The organism is Myxococcus vastator, assembly GCF_010894475.1.
In the GTDB taxonomy this organism is placed as follows: Bacteria; Myxococcota; Myxococcia; order Myxococcales; family Myxococcaceae; genus Myxococcus; species Myxococcus vastator.
Window position 1 is genome coordinate 1 of the sequence record NZ_JAAIYB010000151.1, and the last position, 17464, is coordinate 17464.

Annotated in this window: 15 protein-coding genes; 4 read left to right on the forward strand and 11 right to left on the reverse strand. The window is 71.0% G+C overall.

Annotated elements, in window-relative coordinates; genetic code table 11:
• On the forward strand, positions 1-2672 hold a 2672-nt coding region (locus G4D87_RS16805), incomplete at its 5' end, for a hypothetical protein (RefSeq protein WP_163783083.1).
• A 22-nt stretch (positions 2673-2694) separates the two neighbouring features.
• Here the strand turns inward: G4D87_RS16805 and G4D87_RS16810 are convergent.
• The 4 genes from G4D87_RS16810 to G4D87_RS16825 form a co-directional block, all read right to left on the reverse strand.
• Complete coding sequence (locus G4D87_RS16810) at positions 2695-3432, reverse strand: HvfC/BufC N-terminal domain-containing protein (protein ID WP_163783084.1); 738 nt, start codon at positions 3430-3432, stop codon at positions 2695-2697.
• A complete protein-coding gene (gene bufB / locus G4D87_RS16815) occupies positions 3429-4274 on the reverse strand; it encodes an MNIO family bufferin maturase (RefSeq protein WP_163783085.1) in 846 nt (281 codons plus the stop codon). The genes G4D87_RS16810 and bufB overlap by 4 nt, the downstream gene beginning before the upstream one ends.
• Positions 4275-4389: 115 nt before the next feature.
• Positions 4390-4644: a hypothetical protein gene (locus G4D87_RS16820; protein WP_163783086.1), complete on the reverse strand. Its 255-nt coding sequence runs from the start codon at positions 4642-4644 to the stop codon at positions 4390-4392.
• A 58-nt stretch (positions 4645-4702) separates the two neighbouring features.
• Entirely contained in the window at positions 4703-6190 is a 1488-nt protein-coding gene (locus G4D87_RS16825) for a M61 metallopeptidase family protein (protein WP_240358333.1), read from the reverse strand.
• A gap of 445 nt (positions 6191-6635) precedes the next feature.
• Here G4D87_RS16825 and G4D87_RS16830 point away from each other — a divergent pair, with 445 nt between their 5' ends.
• A complete protein-coding gene (locus G4D87_RS16830; protein WP_163783087.1) occupies positions 6636-8255 on the forward strand; it encodes a helix-turn-helix domain-containing protein in 1620 nt (539 codons plus the stop codon).
• Between the two features lie 8 nt (positions 8256-8263).
• Positions 8264-9139, forward strand: coding sequence for a tetratricopeptide repeat protein (locus G4D87_RS16835; RefSeq protein WP_163783088.1), 876 nt, complete (start codon positions 8264-8266; stop codon positions 9137-9139).
• Positions 9140-9186: 47 nt separating this feature from the next.
• On the opposite strand, the gene G4D87_RS16840 is transcribed toward G4D87_RS16835, so the two are convergent.
• The 3 genes from G4D87_RS16840 to G4D87_RS16850 form a co-directional block, all read right to left on the reverse strand.
• Positions 9187-9645, reverse strand: coding sequence for a hypothetical protein (locus G4D87_RS16840; RefSeq protein WP_163783097.1), 459 nt, complete (start codon positions 9643-9645; stop codon positions 9187-9189).
• On the reverse strand, positions 9642-10424 hold the full coding sequence (locus tag G4D87_RS16845) for a sulfite exporter TauE/SafE family protein (RefSeq protein WP_163783089.1): 783 nt from the start codon (positions 10422-10424) through the stop codon (positions 9642-9644). Before G4D87_RS16845 ends, G4D87_RS16840 begins: the two co-directional genes overlap by 4 nt.
• Positions 10425-10513: 89 nt before the next feature.
• Entirely contained in the window at positions 10514-11407 is an 894-nt protein-coding gene (locus tag G4D87_RS16850) for a zinc dependent phospholipase C family protein (protein WP_163783090.1), read from the reverse strand.
• Positions 11408-11548: 141 nt separating this feature from the next.
• Here G4D87_RS16850 and G4D87_RS16855 point away from each other — a divergent pair, with 141 nt between their 5' ends.
• Positions 11549-13144 carry a leucyl aminopeptidase gene (locus G4D87_RS16855; RefSeq protein WP_163783091.1) on the forward strand — a complete coding sequence of 532 codons (1596 nt, stop codon included), beginning with the start codon at positions 11549-11551 and terminating at the stop codon, positions 13142-13144.
• A 43-nt stretch (positions 13145-13187) separates the two neighbouring features.
• On the opposite strand, the gene G4D87_RS16860 is transcribed toward G4D87_RS16855, so the two are convergent.
• The 4 genes from G4D87_RS16860 to lpxC are packed head-to-tail and all read right to left on the reverse strand — an operon-like array spanning position 13188 to position 17197.
• Positions 13188-13805 carry a hypothetical protein gene (locus tag G4D87_RS16860; RefSeq protein ID WP_163783092.1) on the reverse strand — a complete coding sequence of 206 codons (618 nt, stop codon included), beginning with the start codon at positions 13803-13805 and terminating at the stop codon, positions 13188-13190.
• Between the two features lie 53 nt (positions 13806-13858).
• The gene (locus tag G4D87_RS16865; protein WP_163783093.1) at positions 13859-15094 is read right to left on the reverse strand and encodes a DUF4388 domain-containing protein; all 1236 of its coding nucleotides are present in this window, start codon (positions 15092-15094) and stop codon (positions 13859-13861) included.
• A 25-nt stretch (positions 15095-15119) separates the two neighbouring features.
• The gene (locus tag G4D87_RS16870) at positions 15120-16205 is read right to left on the reverse strand and encodes a thioredoxin domain-containing protein (protein ID WP_163783094.1); all 1086 of its coding nucleotides are present in this window, start codon (positions 16203-16205) and stop codon (positions 15120-15122) included.
• Between the two features lie 47 nt (positions 16206-16252).
• Positions 16253-17197, reverse strand: coding sequence for a UDP-3-O-acyl-N-acetylglucosamine deacetylase (gene lpxC / locus G4D87_RS16875; RefSeq protein WP_163783095.1), 945 nt, complete (start codon positions 17195-17197; stop codon positions 16253-16255).
• Positions 17198-17464: the final 267 nt, after the last annotated feature.

Below are 17464 nucleotides of genomic sequence, written 5' to 3' on the forward strand. Positions count from 1 at the left end.
GGCTCGAAGTCCCCCCCACCCTGGACCTGCTCCCGGTGCGCGTGGGACAGGCCGCGGAGTTCGTGGCCACCGTCGAGGACGTGGAGCAAGGCGCCGCGCTGGGCGCCAACGTGCTGTGGGTCTCCTCCGTCGAAGGCCAGCTCGCCCGCGGCGCACGGGCCACCCTCACCTTCCGCGAACCGGGAGCGCAGCGGCTGACCGCCTCGGTGGTGGATGCCGGTGGACTGGCCGCGAGCGCGTCACTCCACCTGAACGTGCTCGCGCGGGGGGCCCCATGGGCCACCGTGGCGCGTCCCACCCCCGGCAGCACCTTCAACCTGGGCGAGGTGCTGGAGTTGGAGTGCGTGGCGCTGACGGAGCGCGGCGTGCGGCTCCAGGGGCGCGCGGTGCGGTGGACGTCCGCGCGGTCCGGGCCGCTGCCCACCGGCGACGTGGTGCGGGCGACCTTGTCCGTGGCCGGAGAGGACACCCTCCGCTGCACGGCGGTGGACCCCGCCACGGGTGTCTCCTCCACCGCCGCCGTGCGCGTCACCGTCCGCGCCACGCGCGCGCCCAGCGTGCGCATCCTCCGGCCCGAGCCCGCGGAGATTTTCGTGAAGCAAGGCGAGGCCCCACCCCACGGCGCCTCGGTCCGCTTCGCGGCCACCGCCCAGGACTTCCACGCCGAGGGCGGCGCGGGCAACCTGGACGGCGCGGTGGAGTGGAGCCTGGCGCCCACGGGGCGTCCGCTGGGCCAGGGCCCGGCCCTGACGCACGCCTTCACCACGCCCGGCGTCTACACGGTGATGGCGCGGGTGGTGGATGGGCTCGGCAACACCGCCTCGGACAGCGTGCGGGTGCGGCTGGTCACCAACCTCCCGCCCCGGTGCGAGCTGGAGTTCCCCACGACCGAGAATCCACGCCTGCTCGTGGACGTCCCCAGCCGGCTGCGGGCCCGCTGCGTGGACCCGGAGACGGCGCAGCCGGTGGAGCCCCTCTGGAGCACCAGCGCTTCACCCACGCCCCTGGGCACGGGTGAAGCCGTGAGCGCCGTGCTGTCCGTGGCGGGCGCGCAGGTGTTGTCCGCGTGCGCCGTGGACCCCGAGGACGCCGCGCTGCGCGGCTGCGTGGAGCGGCCGGTCCACGCCATCGTCAACACGCCGCCCACGGGCTGCGCCATCCAGGCACCGCTTCCGGACGCGGTGGTGAACGCGGGCGTGCCGCGGGCGCTCACGGGTTCGGCGTCGGACGCGGAGGATGCACGGACGGGACTGCGCTACACGTGGGTGTCCTCGCGGGACGGCGCCCTGGCCCAGGGGCCGAGCACGCACACCCTCCGGCTGTCCACGCCCGGCCACCACGTGCTGACGCTCACCGCGACGGACCCGTGGGGACTGGCCTGCGCGGCGACCGTGGCCGTCACCGTGAATGGCGCGCCCGACGTGCGGGTGGAGGGCGTGCTGCAAGGCGGGCTGGATTGCGGCAGAGGCCCCTGCCTGGAGGGGCAGCCCGTGCGCCTCACCGGCTTCGCGAGGCCCGCGGCCCCCCAGGGCCACATCGCGCAGCTGGCGTGGCTGGACAACCTGGCGGGGAGCCTTTCGGCGGTCATTCTGCCGCAGCCCACCGCCACCCTGGCCTTCCCCCTGGCCGGTCGCCACACGACGGTGCTGACCGCCACCGCCCAGGACGGCGCGGTGAGCCGCGCGGCGGCGTCCTTCACGGTGCTGCCGCTGGGACGTGCGCGGCTGATGGAGGACGTCCCGGGCGCGCAGCGCCCCGTGGTGGCCCTGGCGCTCACCCCGGACGGGCTTCGCTACGCCGATGGGGCCTCACCTCGGGTGTATGCGGAGCGTGCCTCCACGGCGGTGCTGGACGTGGACGCCCCGGCCCTGTCGCTCCATGCGTTCCAAGGTGGAGGCGGCAACGTGCTCTTCGTGGGCACCGACGGCGGCGGCGTGCTCCGGTGCGTCCAGCGCACCTGCACACGACACACGGGCGCCATGCTGGGGGCCACGGGCGCGGCGGTGACCGCGGTGGCCGCATGGGAAACCCCGGACGTGCTGCTGCTGGGCACCCGCCGGGGACTGGTCCTCACCCGCGCGAGCGACCCCTCCGCGGGAGGACGCACCGGCACCGTGGGAGGCCGCCGCCTGCTGGAGGGACGAGACGTGCGGCAGCTCGCCATCTCCCCGGACTCCAGCCCGGAGCGCGTGACGGCCTGGGCGGCCACCTCGGGCGGCCTGGCGGAAATCACCATCTGGGCGGATGAAGCCTTCGAGCCCGGGCTCGCCGAAGTCGCGGTGCGGCTTCACGCGCCGCCGGCCATTCCCGATGACGACGTCCTGTCCGTGGCCGTGGGGCCGGAGGGCCAGGTGTTCGCCGGCACGAGGAAGGGCTTCAGCGCCCTGGGACGGCCCGCTCCCGCGCTGCGCGACGCGCCCTGGGGGCTGCGGGACGAGGAGGTTCGCACGCTCCACTTCGAACGGCAGGCCGTGGACGCGCGCACCCGGGACATCCTCTGGGCCGGCACGAAGAATGGGCTGGTGCGCTACGACGTGACGGCCGACATCGCCACCCACTTCGGAGCGGATGAGGGCTTGCCGGACCCGGACGTGCGGGCCCTGCTCGTGGCCCCAGGAGGCCCCCGCTACGTGGGCACGGCGCGGGGCCTGGTGACGTACCCCTGGCACTGAGCGCCCGGACGGCGCGGGCCCTTCAACGCCCGCCGCCGTTCTCCGGGAGGAGCACCAGTCCGTCACGGCCGAAGCGCGTCACCGTTGCTCGCAGGTCGGCTTCCGCCATGCCCGTGGCCGCCACCACGTCCGCCAGGGCCAGTCCTTCCACCGCCATCTTCAGCACCAGCAGCGCCGGTGGCGTGGCGGCCATGTAGAGCGTCTTCAACTGCTCCGGGTGGCGCCACAGCAGCGCCAGCTCCGCGCCCGCCTCCGGTGACGTCGCGGCGCCTCGAGCCCGCACGTACGCACACACGTGGAAGTCGTGCTCCAACACCACCAGGGTGGGGTTGGCCGTCAGCCGCTCCACGCGCTCGGGAACAGGCGCCAGGGACGCGAACACCGCGAAGTCGGTCCACTCGAAGCGGGCCAGTGCGGGCACGAAGGGCGCCACGCCCCGCGAGGCCGCCGCGTCCGCGAGGAACGCGGGGAAGCCCTCACACAGGTGGTTGAGCTCATGGTGCCGCGCGGGCCGCGTCCGCGTGAAGGCCACCCCCAGGCCGTCCCAGGCGTCCTGCCCCAGGGCCTGGCGCGTCAGCGGAAACACCTTGTCCAGCGCGGAGCGCACATGGCCGAGCACGAAGCCGCCGTAGAGCGACACCCGCTCACGCGGCGCCTCCCACCCCGGGTGCCTCGCGTACAGCGCCTCCAGGGACTCCGGGCCGGGCGCGGCGAGGTAGTCCCCCATGCTGTCGAAGAAGTCGCGCAGGGACGGCTTCATCGTCCGGCGACCTCCCGCAGCGCCGCCCGCGCCACGTCCGCCTCGTCCAGCACCGCGTCCAGGGAGGGGATGTCCTGGTCCCACTCGATGAGCGTCGCCACGGGGCCGGTGCGCGCCAGCACGTAGCGGTAGAGCGACCACACGTCGTCGCAGACGCGGTCGCCGTGCGTGTCGACGATGACGTCCGGGTAGCACGTGTGGCCGGCCAGGTGAATCTGCACCACGCGCTCCAGCGGCAGGGCGTCCACGAAGGCCCGCGCGTCGTAGCCATGGTTGCGCGCGTTGACGTAGACGTTGTTCACGTCCAGCAGCAGCCCACAGTCCGCCTGCTCCACGACGTGGCGGAGGAAGTCCGCTTCCCGCAGCGTGCCGCCGGGCATCCGCGCGTAGTAGCTGGGGTTCTCCAGCAGGAAGGGACGGCCCACCCGGTCCATCACCTCGCGCACGCGGGGCACCACGTGGTCGACAGCGGCCTCGCTGAACGGCAGCGGCAGCAAGTCGTGCAGGTACACGCCGTCCAGCCGCGAAAAGCAGAGGTGGTCGGAGAAGAAGGGCGCGTCCACCCGCTTCACCAGCGCCGACAGTCCCCGGACGTAGTCGTCGTCCAGCGCGTCCGGACCGCCGATGTTCAACCCCACGCCGTGGGGCAACACGGGCCACCGCTCCGCGCAGGCATCCAGCGCGCGCTGCGAGCGCCCCCCCAGCGACAGGAAGTTCTCCGGGATGAGCTCCACCCAGTCGAGCGTCCGTCCGGTGCGCGGCAGCTCCGCATAGAAGCTCCTGCGCAGCCCGATGCCCGCGCCCAGCGGCTTCAGCCCATGTCGCTGTGCGTACGTCACCACGGCGGAAGCCCTCTCGAGGCGTGGGAAACAACCCGGGCGGCGGTGGAGCCGCGCAGCCGCCCGGCGACGAAGGCCCGGGTTTCACCAGGCCCCCTGGGACTTCGGTCCGGCGGAACTACTCCTTCTTCTCGCCGCCGCAGGAGCCGGCGCCGCACGAGCCGGCGCCACAGCTGCCCTCGGCGCCCTTCTCCTCGGTCGCGGCCGGAGCGGCCTCCTGCGCCTCCTGCGCCTCCGTGGCACCGCTGCTCTCCGCGCCGGTCTCCTCGGCGGTGGCGGGCTCCATCTCCGCCGACTTCTTGGTCGCACAACCCGTGGCCAGCGCGGCCAGGGACAGGGTGCCGACAACCGCTGCAAGCGCCTTGACGTTCATGACTGGGACTTCCTTTCGGTACTGCGTGGGGGGTGCTGTGTGGAGGTCGCGGGTGCATTCAAGGTGTTTCGCCGTGGCTGCGCCGACCGACCACCGAATCACGCAACAGGCTGTCTCGAGCGGGTACCAGCGAGACGCCGTTGGGTCCTTCCTGGACACCCAGCGCTTCTAGCAGACCGGCCTGCTCCGCAAAAGCGGGCCGCGGCAAGTGCCGCTCCAGCAGAGCATTGAACAGCGGCTGTCCCGCGACGGCATCCACCGCGGAACCGAAGGCCCCGAAGGTCGAGGAACCGCCGCGCGTCGCGAGCAGCTCCAGCACGTCATCCAGCCCTTGCGTGTTTCCAGTGATACGGCGCAATTCCACATCCAGATGCAACGCGAAGAGCGCTCCCGTCCAATAGACAGCGAGCGAAAAGCTGTCTTGAGACACGGCCTCCCGCATGGTTCGCGTGTCATTGCCCTCGCGCCCCCGAGCGAAGCCGCCCAGCAGCTCCGCCCAGGCGCGCCGCGAGTCCTGCCGTCCGGAGCGCGCACGCGCGACCTCCGTGTAGTAGGTGGCCAGCCCCTCCGACAGCCAGGACACGCGGGGCACGAAGACAGGATGGGTCAGGTGCAGCATCTCGTGGACGGCCACCCAGTCCCGCGCGAAGTCCTCCGGCCGCGCCTCCTGTCCCACGCTGATGGAGATGCTGGGCGGCGAGCTCCAGCGCACCATGCCGAAGACGCTGGGCCCCCGGTGTCCGGGCGCGGGGATGACCCGCACGGTGATGCGGGGATGCGGGAAGGCGCGCCGCACGGTGCGGACCTCCTCGGCGGCCTTGCCCAGCCAGGTGCAGACCGCCTCGTCGCGCAGGTGCGTGAAGTGTCCCAGGATGGCCACGTCCAGCACCGCGTCCGGCAGGCGCACCTGGCACCGGCGGCCTCCGAAGCCGTGGAAGCCCGAGTCCACCAGGTCCTCGCCGCGAAGCCGGTACACGCCATTTTCTCCCGGCTGCCACGGCAGCAAGGCGTCGGTGCCCACCACCGACAGCTCCACGCGCAGCCCCGGCTTCACCACCCGCGGCCGGATGAGGTACACGCGGCCCGCGACGTGCCGCGCATCGCCGTCCCCGGAGCCCTGGAAGAAGTCGGGGCCGCGCTCGCGAAGGGAGGCGTCCAGCGCGTAGCGGTAGCGCAAGAAGCGCGTCCCCCGAGGCAGCAAGACGCGGCCCTCCTGGACGGGCAGTTGCTGGACGCCACCATCCTCCTGGTGCGCGGACACCGTCGTCACGGCGCCCGGCTGGCTGAAGAGGAACTCGCGCGGCGTGCCCCGCACCAGCACCACCTCCACGTCCACCGCGTGCTCGGGCTCACGCACATAGGTGAGGTTGTAGCGCAGCGCCGCCGGCTCCTCCCGGGGATGGGGCCGCAGCGGCGCCTGACACGACAGCAGCGACAGGCCGAGCAGGATGACGGCGGCGGCGCGGGCCCGAATGCGCGGCGGCGCCCGCCTCCCCCTTCGCGGCCATCCATGCCCACCCTCCATACGCGGCGAAGGTTCGCCCATCACGCGCCGGAGGTGAATCGCTCCCCGGCAGCAGGTGGACGCCGTCATGAGCAACTCGTTCGGCTTCGGGGGCACCCATGTGTCCCGGGTGCTCCGGCGCCGATCGCCCATGGCCCCCCTCGCAGCCCTGTAAATCCACGCTTTCGCGTTTACCGAAACGTGACCCCAGCCATGCCGCAACGCATCAGTAAATGTTTGACAAGGCGCTGCAACGGAGGAGGGGGCAGGTTCCCTACACGCCTCAAAGGCCAGTGATTTCATGAAGTTGAACGCACCCAGGGCGCACGCTCCGACCGCGGTCCAGCCGACCCGTCGCTGGCCCGACAGGGGTCATCCTGGATGAAAACGATCATTGCAAATCGGTAAATCGATTTGCAGAGTGGGTAAAGAGCCCGAGGCGCGCGCGGCCATTCGCGATCGCCGGGGGGTCTCAACGCATCCGGCCATGAACGACAACGCACTGAACGCCAACGTGGGCCTGAAGCTTCGGGGACTGCGCCTTGCACGGAACATCAAGCAGGCGGACGCAGCCAAGGACCTGGGCGTTTCCCCGGCGTACCTGAACCTCATCGAGAAGGGCAAGCGGGTGATGCCCTTCCCCCTGCTCTGGAAGGCCCTGCGCTACTTCGACCAGGACCCCGAGCAGTTCATGTCCACGCTGGGCGAAGGCCGCGTGGATGAAGCGCTCGCGAAGCTGCTGGACGAGCCGCTCCTCAAGAGCCTCGACATCGACCCGGAGTCGCTCCAGTCCCTCTCCGCGGAGCCGAAGCTCGCGGGCACGGTGGCGGCGCTCTTCAACCTCTACAAGAACACCCGCACGCAACTGGAGAACGTGCTGGCGCAGCTCAACGTCGAGGAGCGCACGCGCGCCCAGGGCGGACCAGGCAACGGCGCCGCGCCCGGCGTGCGCTTCGACTACTCGCCCTTCGACGAGGTCAGCGACTTCCTGGAGAAGCACCGCAACTACTTCCCGGAGCTGGAGGAGCAGGCGGACGCGCTGCGCCGCGACGTGCGCCTGGAGCGGCAGCTCACCAGCGGTCAGCTCATCCGGCTGCTGGAGGAGCGCTTCGGCTACCGCGTCCTCTTCGACGACCCGTCCCCCTCCGGCTCGTCCGTGGTGCGGCGGTTGGACCCGGAGGAGCGGACGCTGACGCTGTCGCCCTTCCTCACCGAGCAGCCGCTGAAGTTCCAGATTGCCGCGTCCATTGGCCTGCTGGTGATGGACCGCGAGAAGCTGATGGAGCGCGTGCTGGACGCGGGCCGCATGCGCCACGGGGAGACGCAGCGGCTCATCAAGGTGAACCTGGCCAACTACTTCGCCGGCGCGCTGATGCTGCCCTACGGGGACTTCTTCAAGGAGGTGCAGCGCACGCGCTACGACGTGGAGCTCCTGTCCAGCATCTTCGGCTCCACCTACGAGACGGTGGCCCACCGCCTGTGCAACCTGTCGGACCCGAAGCGGCCCGGGATTCCGTTCCACTTCCTGCGCGCGGACATCGCCGGCAACATCTCCAAGCGCTACAGCGGCACCGGCATCCGCTTCGCCAGCGGCGGCGGAAGCTGCGCCAAGTGGGCCGTGCACCTGGCCTTCCTCAACCCGTCCCAGCTGACGCGGCAGTACTCCATCATGCCGGACGGGACCGCCTACTTCTGCTTCGCCAAGGTGCAGCTCCAGCCGATCGAGGGCTCCATCGTCAAGGGCACCGCGTACTCCATTGGCCTGGGCACCCACGCGGAGAACGCCAAGTACCTGGCCTACGGCCTGCCCACGACGGACCTGCGCAAGGACGCCATTCCGTCCGGCATCTCCTGCCGCTTCTGCGAGCGCACCGACTGCAACCAGCGCGCGGCGGCCAGCTACCGCTTCGCCTTCGCCTTCGACGAGTACACGAAGAAGGACTGCTTCTTCTCCCCCATCCTCGTCCACGAGAAGGCCGAAAAGGTGGAGAAGGACCGGCACCCGGGCGCCCAGCCCCTGGCCGTGGCCGCCAACGGGACTGACGGGAGCGAGAAGGACGATTCGTTGGACAAGACCTCCCGCCGCCGCAAGGGTGGCGACGCCTGAGGCCCCCCATGCACCACCCGCCCGAAGACACCCAACGCACCCACATCCTCGACGCCATCCAGAAGCAGAAGAACGCGCTGGCGCCGCTGCGCATCACCGGCTCGCCCACCGAGGTGGGCCAGGGCCTGGTGACCCTGGCCGAGCTGCACGGCCTATTGGAGGACCACGCCGCCAGCCGGCAGCTCTACGAAGAGGCGCTCGAGAAGTTCCTGGAGGCGAAGTACAAGCCCGGCCAGGCGCAGGCCCTGATGGGGCTGGGCGTGGTGAAGGCGAACTTCGAGGACCACCGGGGCGCCATTGAACAGATTGCCCGCGCCGCCATGCTCTTCAACGAGTCCAAGGACCGTGAGGGCGAGGCCCTGGCCCGCGCATGCATCGGCGAGTCCCTGCGCTCGCTGGGCCAGCCGGAGGCCGCCGAGGAGAAGTACCAGGAGGCGCTCATCCTCCTGCGCCAGACGCGCAACACGGAGCGGGTGGCGCGGCTGCTCATCGACATTGGCGACATCCGCATGGAGAAGGGCGAATACGAGCCCGCCCGCAAGCGCTTCCTGGAGGCCGTGCCGCTGCTGGAGCAGGGTGAGGACCCGGAGGCGCTCGCGCTGGGCCACCTGCTGCTGGGCGAGTCCGAGGGGCTGCTCGGCAACCACGAGGGTGCGCGCCCGCACCTGCTCCGCGCGGTGGAGCTGTACCAGGAGCTGCACGACCACGCGTACGAGGCCCGCGCCCGCTGGGACCTGGGCCTGTCCTGCTACTACCAGCAGGACTTCGCGGCGGCCCGCACGCAGTTCGAGACGCTGCTTCCGCTCTACCAGGAGCTGGGGCAGCCGGGCGAAGTGGCCAAGGTCCAGAACATCCTGGCCCACTTCACCGCGCGCGGCGTGTGAGCGCTCTTCCCTGGCACCGGGGAGAGCGCCGTCACACGCGCGCGCCTCTAGGCTTGGATGCCAGCTCCCACGGCGACCGCGAGCAACCCCAGCACGCCCGCGGCCATCGCCATGTAGCGCCACTCCCCCCGCAGGCCCAGCAGCGTGCCCGCCACCGCGAGCCGCGCCACGGGCGTCACCAACAGCAGGGACGCGGCGCCCTTTCGCAATAAGTCGATGGCGACGTGCACGCGCTCGGATTGGGGCATGGCCTCCAGCCCCAGCGACAGGACGAACATCCCGCCGCTGACCACCGCGCCGACGCGCAGCACCCGCGCAATCCACCGGTCGCCCACCACCGCGCGCTCACGGTGATGATGTCGCACCTGCTCCGCCGCCCCCGCGTCCGGTTGCGTCAGCGACGCGGCCCCTCCCGTGACTGCCACGTTGTGCGAAACGGCGGGATGCTCCGCCGCCACCGCGGACACGGAAGCGCGTGCCGCTCGCGCGTCCTCGGGTTCACTCACTTCAGGATGCTCGGCCACAATCCCTCCCCTCCCTTCCACAGCATCTGTCCCGCGACCACCAGCAACACCACCGCGAACAAACGCTTGAGCACCGCCGTGGGCACCCTCGGCATCAGCCGGCTGCCCACATATGCGCCTCCCAGGACCCCCACCACCAGCGGCGACACCAGCGCCAGTTTCAGATGGCCCCTCAGCGCGTACGCGGCAACGCTCGCGGCGCCCGTGACGCCAATCATCAGGTTGCTCGTCGCGCTGGCCACCTTGAACGGCACGTGCATGCCGTACGCCATCAGCGGCACCTTGAGCGGTCCTCCGCCCACCCCCAACAGCGAGGACAGGCCACCGGCCACGAAGGAGCCGGAGATGCCCAGCGGGTAGTTGGTGGGCGCGTAGTCGTCCAGCGCGGCGGGCTCTTGATGCGGCGAGCGCAGCAGCAACATCTGCAGCGCCACGTAGAGCGTGAAGAGCCCGAACACCACCGCCACCATCGCCGGCGCCACCATGGCCGCCACCATGCCGCCAGCGATGGCGCCCATCACCGTCGCCAGCTCCAGCGACAGCCCCAGGCGGATGTCACTCAGGTGTTTGTGCACATAGCCCGCGGCGGCGGAGCACGAGCTGGCCACCACGCACATGAGGCTCGCGGGGATGGCCTGCTCCAACGGAATGTCGAACCCCAGCACCAGCGCGGGCACCAGGACGATTCCGCCTCCGATGCCGAGCATCGCACCCAGGGTACCCGCGAGCGCGCCCACCGCGATGAGGAGTAGGACCGTCATTCCTCTTCGAGGATAGGAGCGGCCTCGCGCTTCGGACAGCGCCATTCCCCGCGCACGCCGGGCTCGCCAGGACGCCTGCTCCGCGGGTGTCACGCCGCCCGTGCGCCCAGCGTCCCTTCGGGGAAGGCCTCCAGGAAGCGGGCGCGCGTACGGGGCGTGAAGGTGCCCCTCGCCATGTAGCCGTGCAACCGACGCAGCACGCCACGCGCCGTCTCCAGCGCGCCTTCCACCTCCGCGGCGAAGTCGAAGGTGTCGTTGCGGTACAGCTCCTGGAACGACAGCCGCGCATAGGCCGGCAACGCGCGCGCCCGGCCCATGGGGCTTGAAAGGAAGAGACCGGAGACGTACAGGCCGCGCACCCAGCCATCCACCTCCGACTTGCCAGGTGCCTGGCCCACGCGTTCCTGTGAGGACAAACGAACCAGCTCGTAGAGCCCGCCGCCAATGCCCCGCCACGGGAAGCCCGGGCTCTTCACCACCTGACACTTCTCCCGCAGCCGCGGCGTGCCGAGCAGCTCCATGCCGTGCAGCTCGCGCAGGTAGAAGAGCGTCTGCGCCCATTCGATGTCGCGGTGCGCGTCCAGGGCGCGCTCACCCCGGCGGCGGTGTCGCACCACCAGCCTGTCCACCACCGGATACAGCCGGCGGTCCACGCACAGGTGCGTGAAGTAGCCCGCGAGCACCGCGAGGCCCGGCTCGGTGCCCACCAGCGCGCCGGAGGCCACCAGCTCCGCCATCTTCAGCCCGAAGCCCACGGGAGCGCGCTCGTGGTACAGCCGCGCGAAGTGCGGCAGCTCCCGTTCGGGCAGGAAGGCGGCGAGCCCCCCGCGGAGACCTTCGCACAGCGGGAGGTCTGGCAGCGCCGCGCCGAAGCGCGCATACGGCAGGTCCTCCGACAACGCACGCACCCAATCCGCCGGCAGCTCACCCGGGTTGGCGGCCATCCGTTCAATGGCGGTCAGATGCATCAGCAGCGTGGGCATTCCCCACACTGCTACCCAGTGCAACGAAGCAATGCAATGCTCGAATGAAATCCAACGCTTTGCGCGTAACAAGGCGGGCGTTACAGTCCGCGCCCTCTACACAAGCCCAAGCCTTTCCACCGTTCAGGAGTTTCACGGCCCATGAACTTCAGCTTCGTCTCCGGCGATGCCACGCGGACGAGCGGCGACCTGCTCGTCATTCCCCTCTTCGAGGGTGAGCTGGGAGACAGCGCCCCGTCCTCCCTCTCCTCGGCGGATGGCGCCCTGGAGGGACGCCTGCGCGGCGCCGCCACCCAGGAAGGCTTCAAGGCACGCGCGGACCAGAGCCTGGTGATGCACACCCTGGGGCGCACGTCGTCCGAGCGCGTGCTGCTGCTGGGCCTGGGAAACCGCGCCCGCTTCCATCCAGAGGTGCTGCGGCTGGCCGCCGGCCGCGCCGCGAAGACAGCGCAGCGGCTCAAGGTCACCTCGGTGGCGTTCGCCCTGCCGGCCACCGAGTCCGCGCAGGACGCGGTGCGCGCCGTGGTGGAAGGCGTGGCGCTGGGCGTCTACCGCTTCGACAAGTACAAGTCCTCCGCGCGCGAGGAGAAGAAGGGCGCCGCGAAGCTGGGCAAGGTGTCCCTGGTGCTCCCCGAGGGCACGGAGCGCACGCGCGAGCTGGATGACGCGCTGACGCTGGCACAGCGCATCGCGGAGGCGACCAACTGGGCCCGCGACCTCGTCAACGAGCCGCCCAACGCGGTGACGCCCACGGTGCTGGCTGAGGCCGCGCGTCAGGCCGCGAAGGAAGGCGGGCTGAAGGTCACCATCGGCAACCGCCGCGACATCGAGAAGCTCGACATGGGCATGTTCCTCGGCGTCACCGCGGGGAGCACCGAGGAGCCTCGCCTCATCCACCTGACGTACACGCCCAAGAACGCGCGCGACGCCCGACAGCCGCCGCTGGCGCTGGTGGGCAAGGCCATCACCTTCGACTCGGGCGGCCTGTCGCTCAAGCCGACGGACGGCATGGTGGACATGAAGACGGACATGGCGGGCTCGGCCGCGGTGCTGGGCGCCATGAAGGTCATCGCCGCGCTCAAGCCGCCCTTCCCCGTGCACGCCTTCATCGGCGCGTGCGAGAACATGCCGGCCGGCAACGCCTACAAGCCGGGTGACATCCTCACCTCGCGCCTGGGCAAGACGGTGGAGGTCACCAACACGGACGCGGAGGGCCGCCTGGTGCTGGGCGACATCCTGACGTGGGCCACCGAGCACCAGCCGGCCGCCATCATCGACCTGGCCACGCTCACGGGCGCCTGCGTCGTCGCGCTGGGCAACTACATCGTCGGCGCCTTCGGCGACCACGAGGAGACGGTGGCGCAGGTGCTCCAGGCCGCGCGCACCGCGGGCGAGGAGATGTGGCGCATGCCCATCAGCGACATGCAGAAGGACGCCCTGCGCTCCGAGGTCGCCGACATGAAGAACTCCGGCGAGCGCTGGGCCGGCGCCATCAACGCCGCCATCTTCCTCCGTGAGTTCGTGGCCGACACGCCGTGGGTGCACCTGGACATCGCCGGCCCGTCCAGCAGCCCCAAGGAGCGCGGCTACCTGAGCAAGGGCGGCACCGGCGTGGGCGTGCGCACCCTGGTGGAGTACGTCCGCCTGCGCGCGCGGACGCAGGACACCGCGCCCGTCGAAGCGGCGCCCGCGCCCAAGGCCAGCAAGGCCAAGCCGGCCCGGAAGCGCGCGAAGTAGCGCGGCCTTCCCGCCAGAGGGCGTCCCGGAGGAAGGGGCGCCCTCAGCGCTGGGGCACCTTCCACGCCGTCGCCGGCCCCGCCAGCGGGCGGACGCCCTGGATGAGCGCATCCACGCTCTGGGGCACGTCCGCCGCGGCCTGCGCCGGCCAGGTGGCCAGCATCATCAACACGCGCCCGGGGATGCCTTCACGCACGGCCACCTTGCCGTGCACGCCATCCCCCACCTGGAAGTCGAAGCCCACCGCGGTGTCCGACAGCGCGATGGGCGCCGGGTCCGTGGTGGTGAAGCCCGGGTGCTGACGGAGCCCCTCGGTGAGCCGCTCCGCGAACTGCGTGGGCGAGGCCACCGCGGGCGCCACCTGCAACACCACCTGCGCCCCGGAGACGTTGTGGCGGAGGATGACGGGAATGGCGAGCCCCTCCGGCGTGCGCTCATTCGTCTCGTCCAGCTGCCAGTCCGCCGTGGGCCGGATGATTTCGAAGCCCAAATCTTCGTCCACGTAGCGGCGCGTCGTCGAGCGGCTGTCCTGGCTCGCGGCCTCCACGGACGGGGCGGGCCCGGAGCCGCCGGTGCCCTCGTGTGTCACCGCCTGGCGAGCGCCACTGCAGGCCGTCGTCAGCGCCAGGAGTCCCCACACCCACTTCCGCATCGCGCCCATGCCCGCTCCCCGCCCCAAACGCCGTGACGGCGAACGTGGGCACGGGCGGCCCCCTAGGCCAGCCCTCCCTGGAGCGTGCGGTAGGTGTTGGACAGCCGCTCCGCCACCTCCGTGGGCAGGACGTTGCGCGCTGAAAACAACGCATAGGACACGAAGGCGTCCAGGGCCTCCAACGTGAGGGCCCGGCCCACCGCCTCGCCTCCCGAGGCGAGGTTGGCCCTCAGCCGCGCCACGTCCACGCGCCCGTCCGCCGCCAGCGTCACCCCGGCGTACGCGTCCTCCAGCCCCTGCGGCGGCGCGTCCAGGAAGCCGCGCAGCAGGTCCGTGTCCTCCCCGGCGTCGCCCAGGGCCCGGTGCACCAGGGACAACAGCAGGTTGTAGCGCTCCTCGGCGGACAGCAGCTCCCAGGCCATGCCCTCCACGGCGGGCGCCTGCGTCGGCGGCGGCGCCGCGGGGTGGACGGCCACGTTGCCGCCGCGCACGGCCTCTTCCAGCCACGTGTAGAAGGCGTGCGGGCCGCCCTCGTAGGACGCGCGCAGGCCGGCCAGTGGCAGCCCGTCCGCCAGCCGGGCGAACAACCGCTCTTCACCCGGCAGTGGCCCTTCAGGGCCCAGCGTCGCGCGCATGTCGTCCGGGAAGCGCCGGCGCAGGCGCGACACCAGCTCCGCCCGCTTGATTCCGGTGAGGACCAGGTCCCGCGTGCGCTCGGGCAGCTTCACCACGTCCGCCATGGGCGCGGGGCCCTCGACGAAGACGAAGCCGCCGTCCTCCAGTTCGAAGAGGCTGAGCACCACCTCACGCACCACGTACGTCATGGCGCTGTACAGGTTGGCCTCGGAGACGAGCCCCTCCGACGTGAGCACCTGGCCGATGCGGCGCGACGGCGTCACGCGCGACAGGGCCTGCGTCAACTGCGCCTGCGTCAGCAGGCCCAGGCGGAGCAGCGCCGCGCCCAGCCGCTCCCAGCGCTCCGTGGAGGTGGCGAACACCACCTGTCCGTCCCGGAAGGACACCGTGCGGCGACCCGTGGCGTGCTGCACCGCGAGCAAGCCGCTGCGGATGCCGGACAGGACGTGGGCGAAGACCTCCTCCACCGACAGGGTGCGCAGGCTGCCGGCGAGGAAGCCAGCGAAGCCGGGCGGCTCCTGGAGGAGGACCATCCCCTCCGGCCCGTGGAACCAGGCCTGGAGGGGACGGGCGGGGGACAACCCCTGGGCGAGCGGCCGCTCCAGGTCGAGCGATGCCGCATCACCCGCGAGGCGGGGCGTGGCTTTGGGTCGTGTCGCCACTGCCCACCTCTCCGACTGCCGGGGACTACTTCTTCGGCGCGTTCAGCTCCGCGTCGATGATGCTCTTGAACTCATCGAAGGGCTGCGCGCCGGACAGCAGGATGCCGTTGATGAAGAAGGCCGGGGTGCCGGACACGCCCGCCTGCTTGCCCTCGGCCAGGTCCTTCTGGACGATGGCGCCCTTCTCACCCGAGTCCAGGCACGCGTTGAACTTCTCCGTGTCCAGCTTCAGGTCGGCGGCGTGCTTCTTCAGCGCGTCCACGCTCAGCGCCTGCTGGTTGGCGAAGAGGTGGTCGTGCATCTCCCAGAACTTGCCCTGGTCCTGCGCGCACAGCGAGGCCTCGGAGGCCTTCGGCGCCTCCTTGTGGAAGTCGAGCGGGAAGTGGCGGAACACGATGCGGACCTTGTCGCCGTACTCCTGCTGCACCTGCGCCAGCGCCGGGTTGGCGCGGCTGCAGAACGGGCACTGGAAGTCGCTGAACTCGACGATGGTGACGGGCGCGCCCTCCGGGCCACCCTTGGCGGCGCCCGTGGCGGCCACCTGCTTGCGGACGACGGGGGCCTTCGGCGGCTCCGGCAGCGTCACCTTGACGTTGGCGGACTTGCGCAGCTCCTCGAAGAGGGCCTGCGCGCGCTCCTGCTTCGGCTGCTGCGTCAGGAACTCCACGATCTGCGGCTTCATCTGCTCGAAGGTGGAGCCCTCGGGCAGCTGACCGGCGGCGCCGTCGTAGACTTCCTTGATGCGCTCGTCGGTGGGCGCGGGGACCTTGTCGTCGATCTCCGCCTTCAGGTACGCCTCTTGGGAGATGCCGCGCTTCTTGGCCTCGGCATCCACGAGCTTCTCCGTCACCATGCCGTCCAGGCCACGCTTCAGGAGCTGCGACTTCTGCTTCTCCAGGTTGGCCAGCGGCTCCTGGAGGCGCTCGTTGAGCTCCTTGTAGGTGATCTTCTGCCCGTCGCCGAACGTCGCGACGACAGTGTCGGGCGCGGGCTCGCCCGCGGCCTGCGGCGCCGCGGGAGCGGTGGCCGGCGCCTTCTCCTTGTTACAGCCGGCGGTGAAGGTGGCCGCCAGGAGCGCGGCGAGGATGACGCGGGTGGGACGGTTGAGCATAGCCCGCCCACTTAGCCGAGCCTTCCCGGACCTGCAAGTTAATGACGTCAGGCGACCAGCGGCTCGAAGTCCAGCGCGCCGGCCAGTCCGGAGAAGCCCAATCCCATGCCCTCCAGCTCGCGGCGGCGGGCGGGGACGATTTCGTAGCAGCTCGGGTCGGCCATCACCTTGCGCACCAGCTTGTGGTTGAGCGCGTGGCCCGTCTTGTACGCCGTCATGTGGCCGACGACGGGCCGGCCGAACAGCGACACGTCGCCGATGGCGTCCAGAATCTTGTGACGAACGAACTCGTCCGGGAAGCGCAGCCCGTCCGGGTTGAGGATGGAGACCTCGTCCACGACGATGGCGTTCTCCAGCGAACCGCCCCGAGCCAGGCCCAGCTGCTTCAGCTTCTCCACGTCCCGCAGGAAGCCGAAGGTGCGCGCGCGGGAAATCTCACGCGCGAAGTCCCGGTCGCCGAAGTCCAGGTCGAAGGACTGGCCCTGGATGACGGGGTGCTCGAAGTCGATGGTGCAGCTGATGCGGAAGTGCCGGGCCGGCGTGAGCGAGGCCTGCTTGTCGCCGTCCACAACCGACACCGCCTTGCGGATGACCAGCAGCTCCTTGGGCGCCTCCTGCTCCCGCACACCCGCGCTCTGGATGAGCGCCGCGAAGGGCGCCGCGCTGCCGTCCATGATGGGGACTTCCGGACCGTCCAGCTCCACCCGGAGGTTGTCGATGCCCATGCCGGCCAGCGCCGCCATCAGGTGCTCCACCGTGCCCACGCGGACCCCGTCACGGCCCAGCGTCGTGGCCAGCGAGGTGTCCACCACGTACTCCGCCAGCGCGGGGATGCTCACCGGGCGGGCGAGGTCCGTGCGCACGAAGACGATGCCATGCCCCGGGGGCGCCGGGCGCAGGGTGAGCGTCACCCGGGCACCCGAGTGGAGTCCCACGCCCTGCAGGGAGGCGATCTTCGAGAGAGTGCGCTGGTTGTAGGAGGACGGTCGCATTGTGGGTGTCGCCTCGTGGCTTCTCGGTGCTGCGGAGCTTCCGTTCCAGTCCCGCCGGAGGGCTGGAAACGTTCATCAGTGGTCTGATGTGACGCGCGAATCGAGCAATCAGCATGCCACTTCTCCGTGACATCCCTGGCAGCGCCGTGGGCTTGAAATCCAGCTCCAACCCCTTGGAGTTGCTCGGCTTTTTCGCGCGCCTTCAGGGGCACCGGTTCCGGCCTGGCGCCCCTCCCCCCGTGGCGGATTGCTGATTCCCTCCTGAAC

What these genes read in the sequence shown, in the direction of transcription:
- G4D87_RS16860 (WP_163783092.1), bottom strand. Translation starts at nt 13,805, where the DNA reads ATGGGCGCGATGCGGAAGTGGGTGTGGGGACTCCTGGCGCTGACGACG.
- G4D87_RS16850 (WP_163783090.1), bottom strand. Translation starts at nt 11,407, where the DNA reads ATGCCCACGCTGCTGATGCATCTGACCGCCATTGAACGGATGGCCGCC.
- G4D87_RS16835 (WP_163783088.1), top strand. Translation starts at nt 8,264, where the DNA reads ATGCACCACCCGCCCGAAGACACCCAACGCACCCACATCCTCGACGCC.
- lpxC (WP_163783095.1), bottom strand. Translation starts at nt 17,197, where the DNA reads ATGCGACCGTCCTCCTACAACCAGCGCACTCTCTCGAAGATCGCCTCC.
- G4D87_RS16845 (WP_163783089.1), bottom strand. Translation starts at nt 10,424, where the DNA reads ATGACGGTCCTACTCCTCATCGCGGTGGGCGCGCTCGCGGGTACCCTG.
- G4D87_RS16855 (WP_163783091.1), top strand. Translation starts at nt 11,549, where the DNA reads ATGAACTTCAGCTTCGTCTCCGGCGATGCCACGCGGACGAGCGGCGAC.
- G4D87_RS16830 (WP_163783087.1), top strand. Translation starts at nt 6,636, where the DNA reads ATGAACGACAACGCACTGAACGCCAACGTGGGCCTGAAGCTTCGGGGA.
- G4D87_RS16810 (WP_163783084.1), bottom strand. Translation starts at nt 3,432, where the DNA reads ATGAAGCCGTCCCTGCGCGACTTCTTCGACAGCATGGGGGACTACCTC.
- G4D87_RS16820 (WP_163783086.1), bottom strand. Translation starts at nt 4,644, where the DNA reads ATGAACGTCAAGGCGCTTGCAGCGGTTGTCGGCACCCTGTCCCTGGCC.
- G4D87_RS16870 (WP_163783094.1), bottom strand. Translation starts at nt 16,205, where the DNA reads ATGCTCAACCGTCCCACCCGCGTCATCCTCGCCGCGCTCCTGGCGGCC.
- G4D87_RS16825 (WP_240358333.1), bottom strand. Translation starts at nt 6,190, where the DNA reads ATGGGCGAACCTTCGCCGCGTATGGAGGGTGGGCATGGATGGCCGCGA.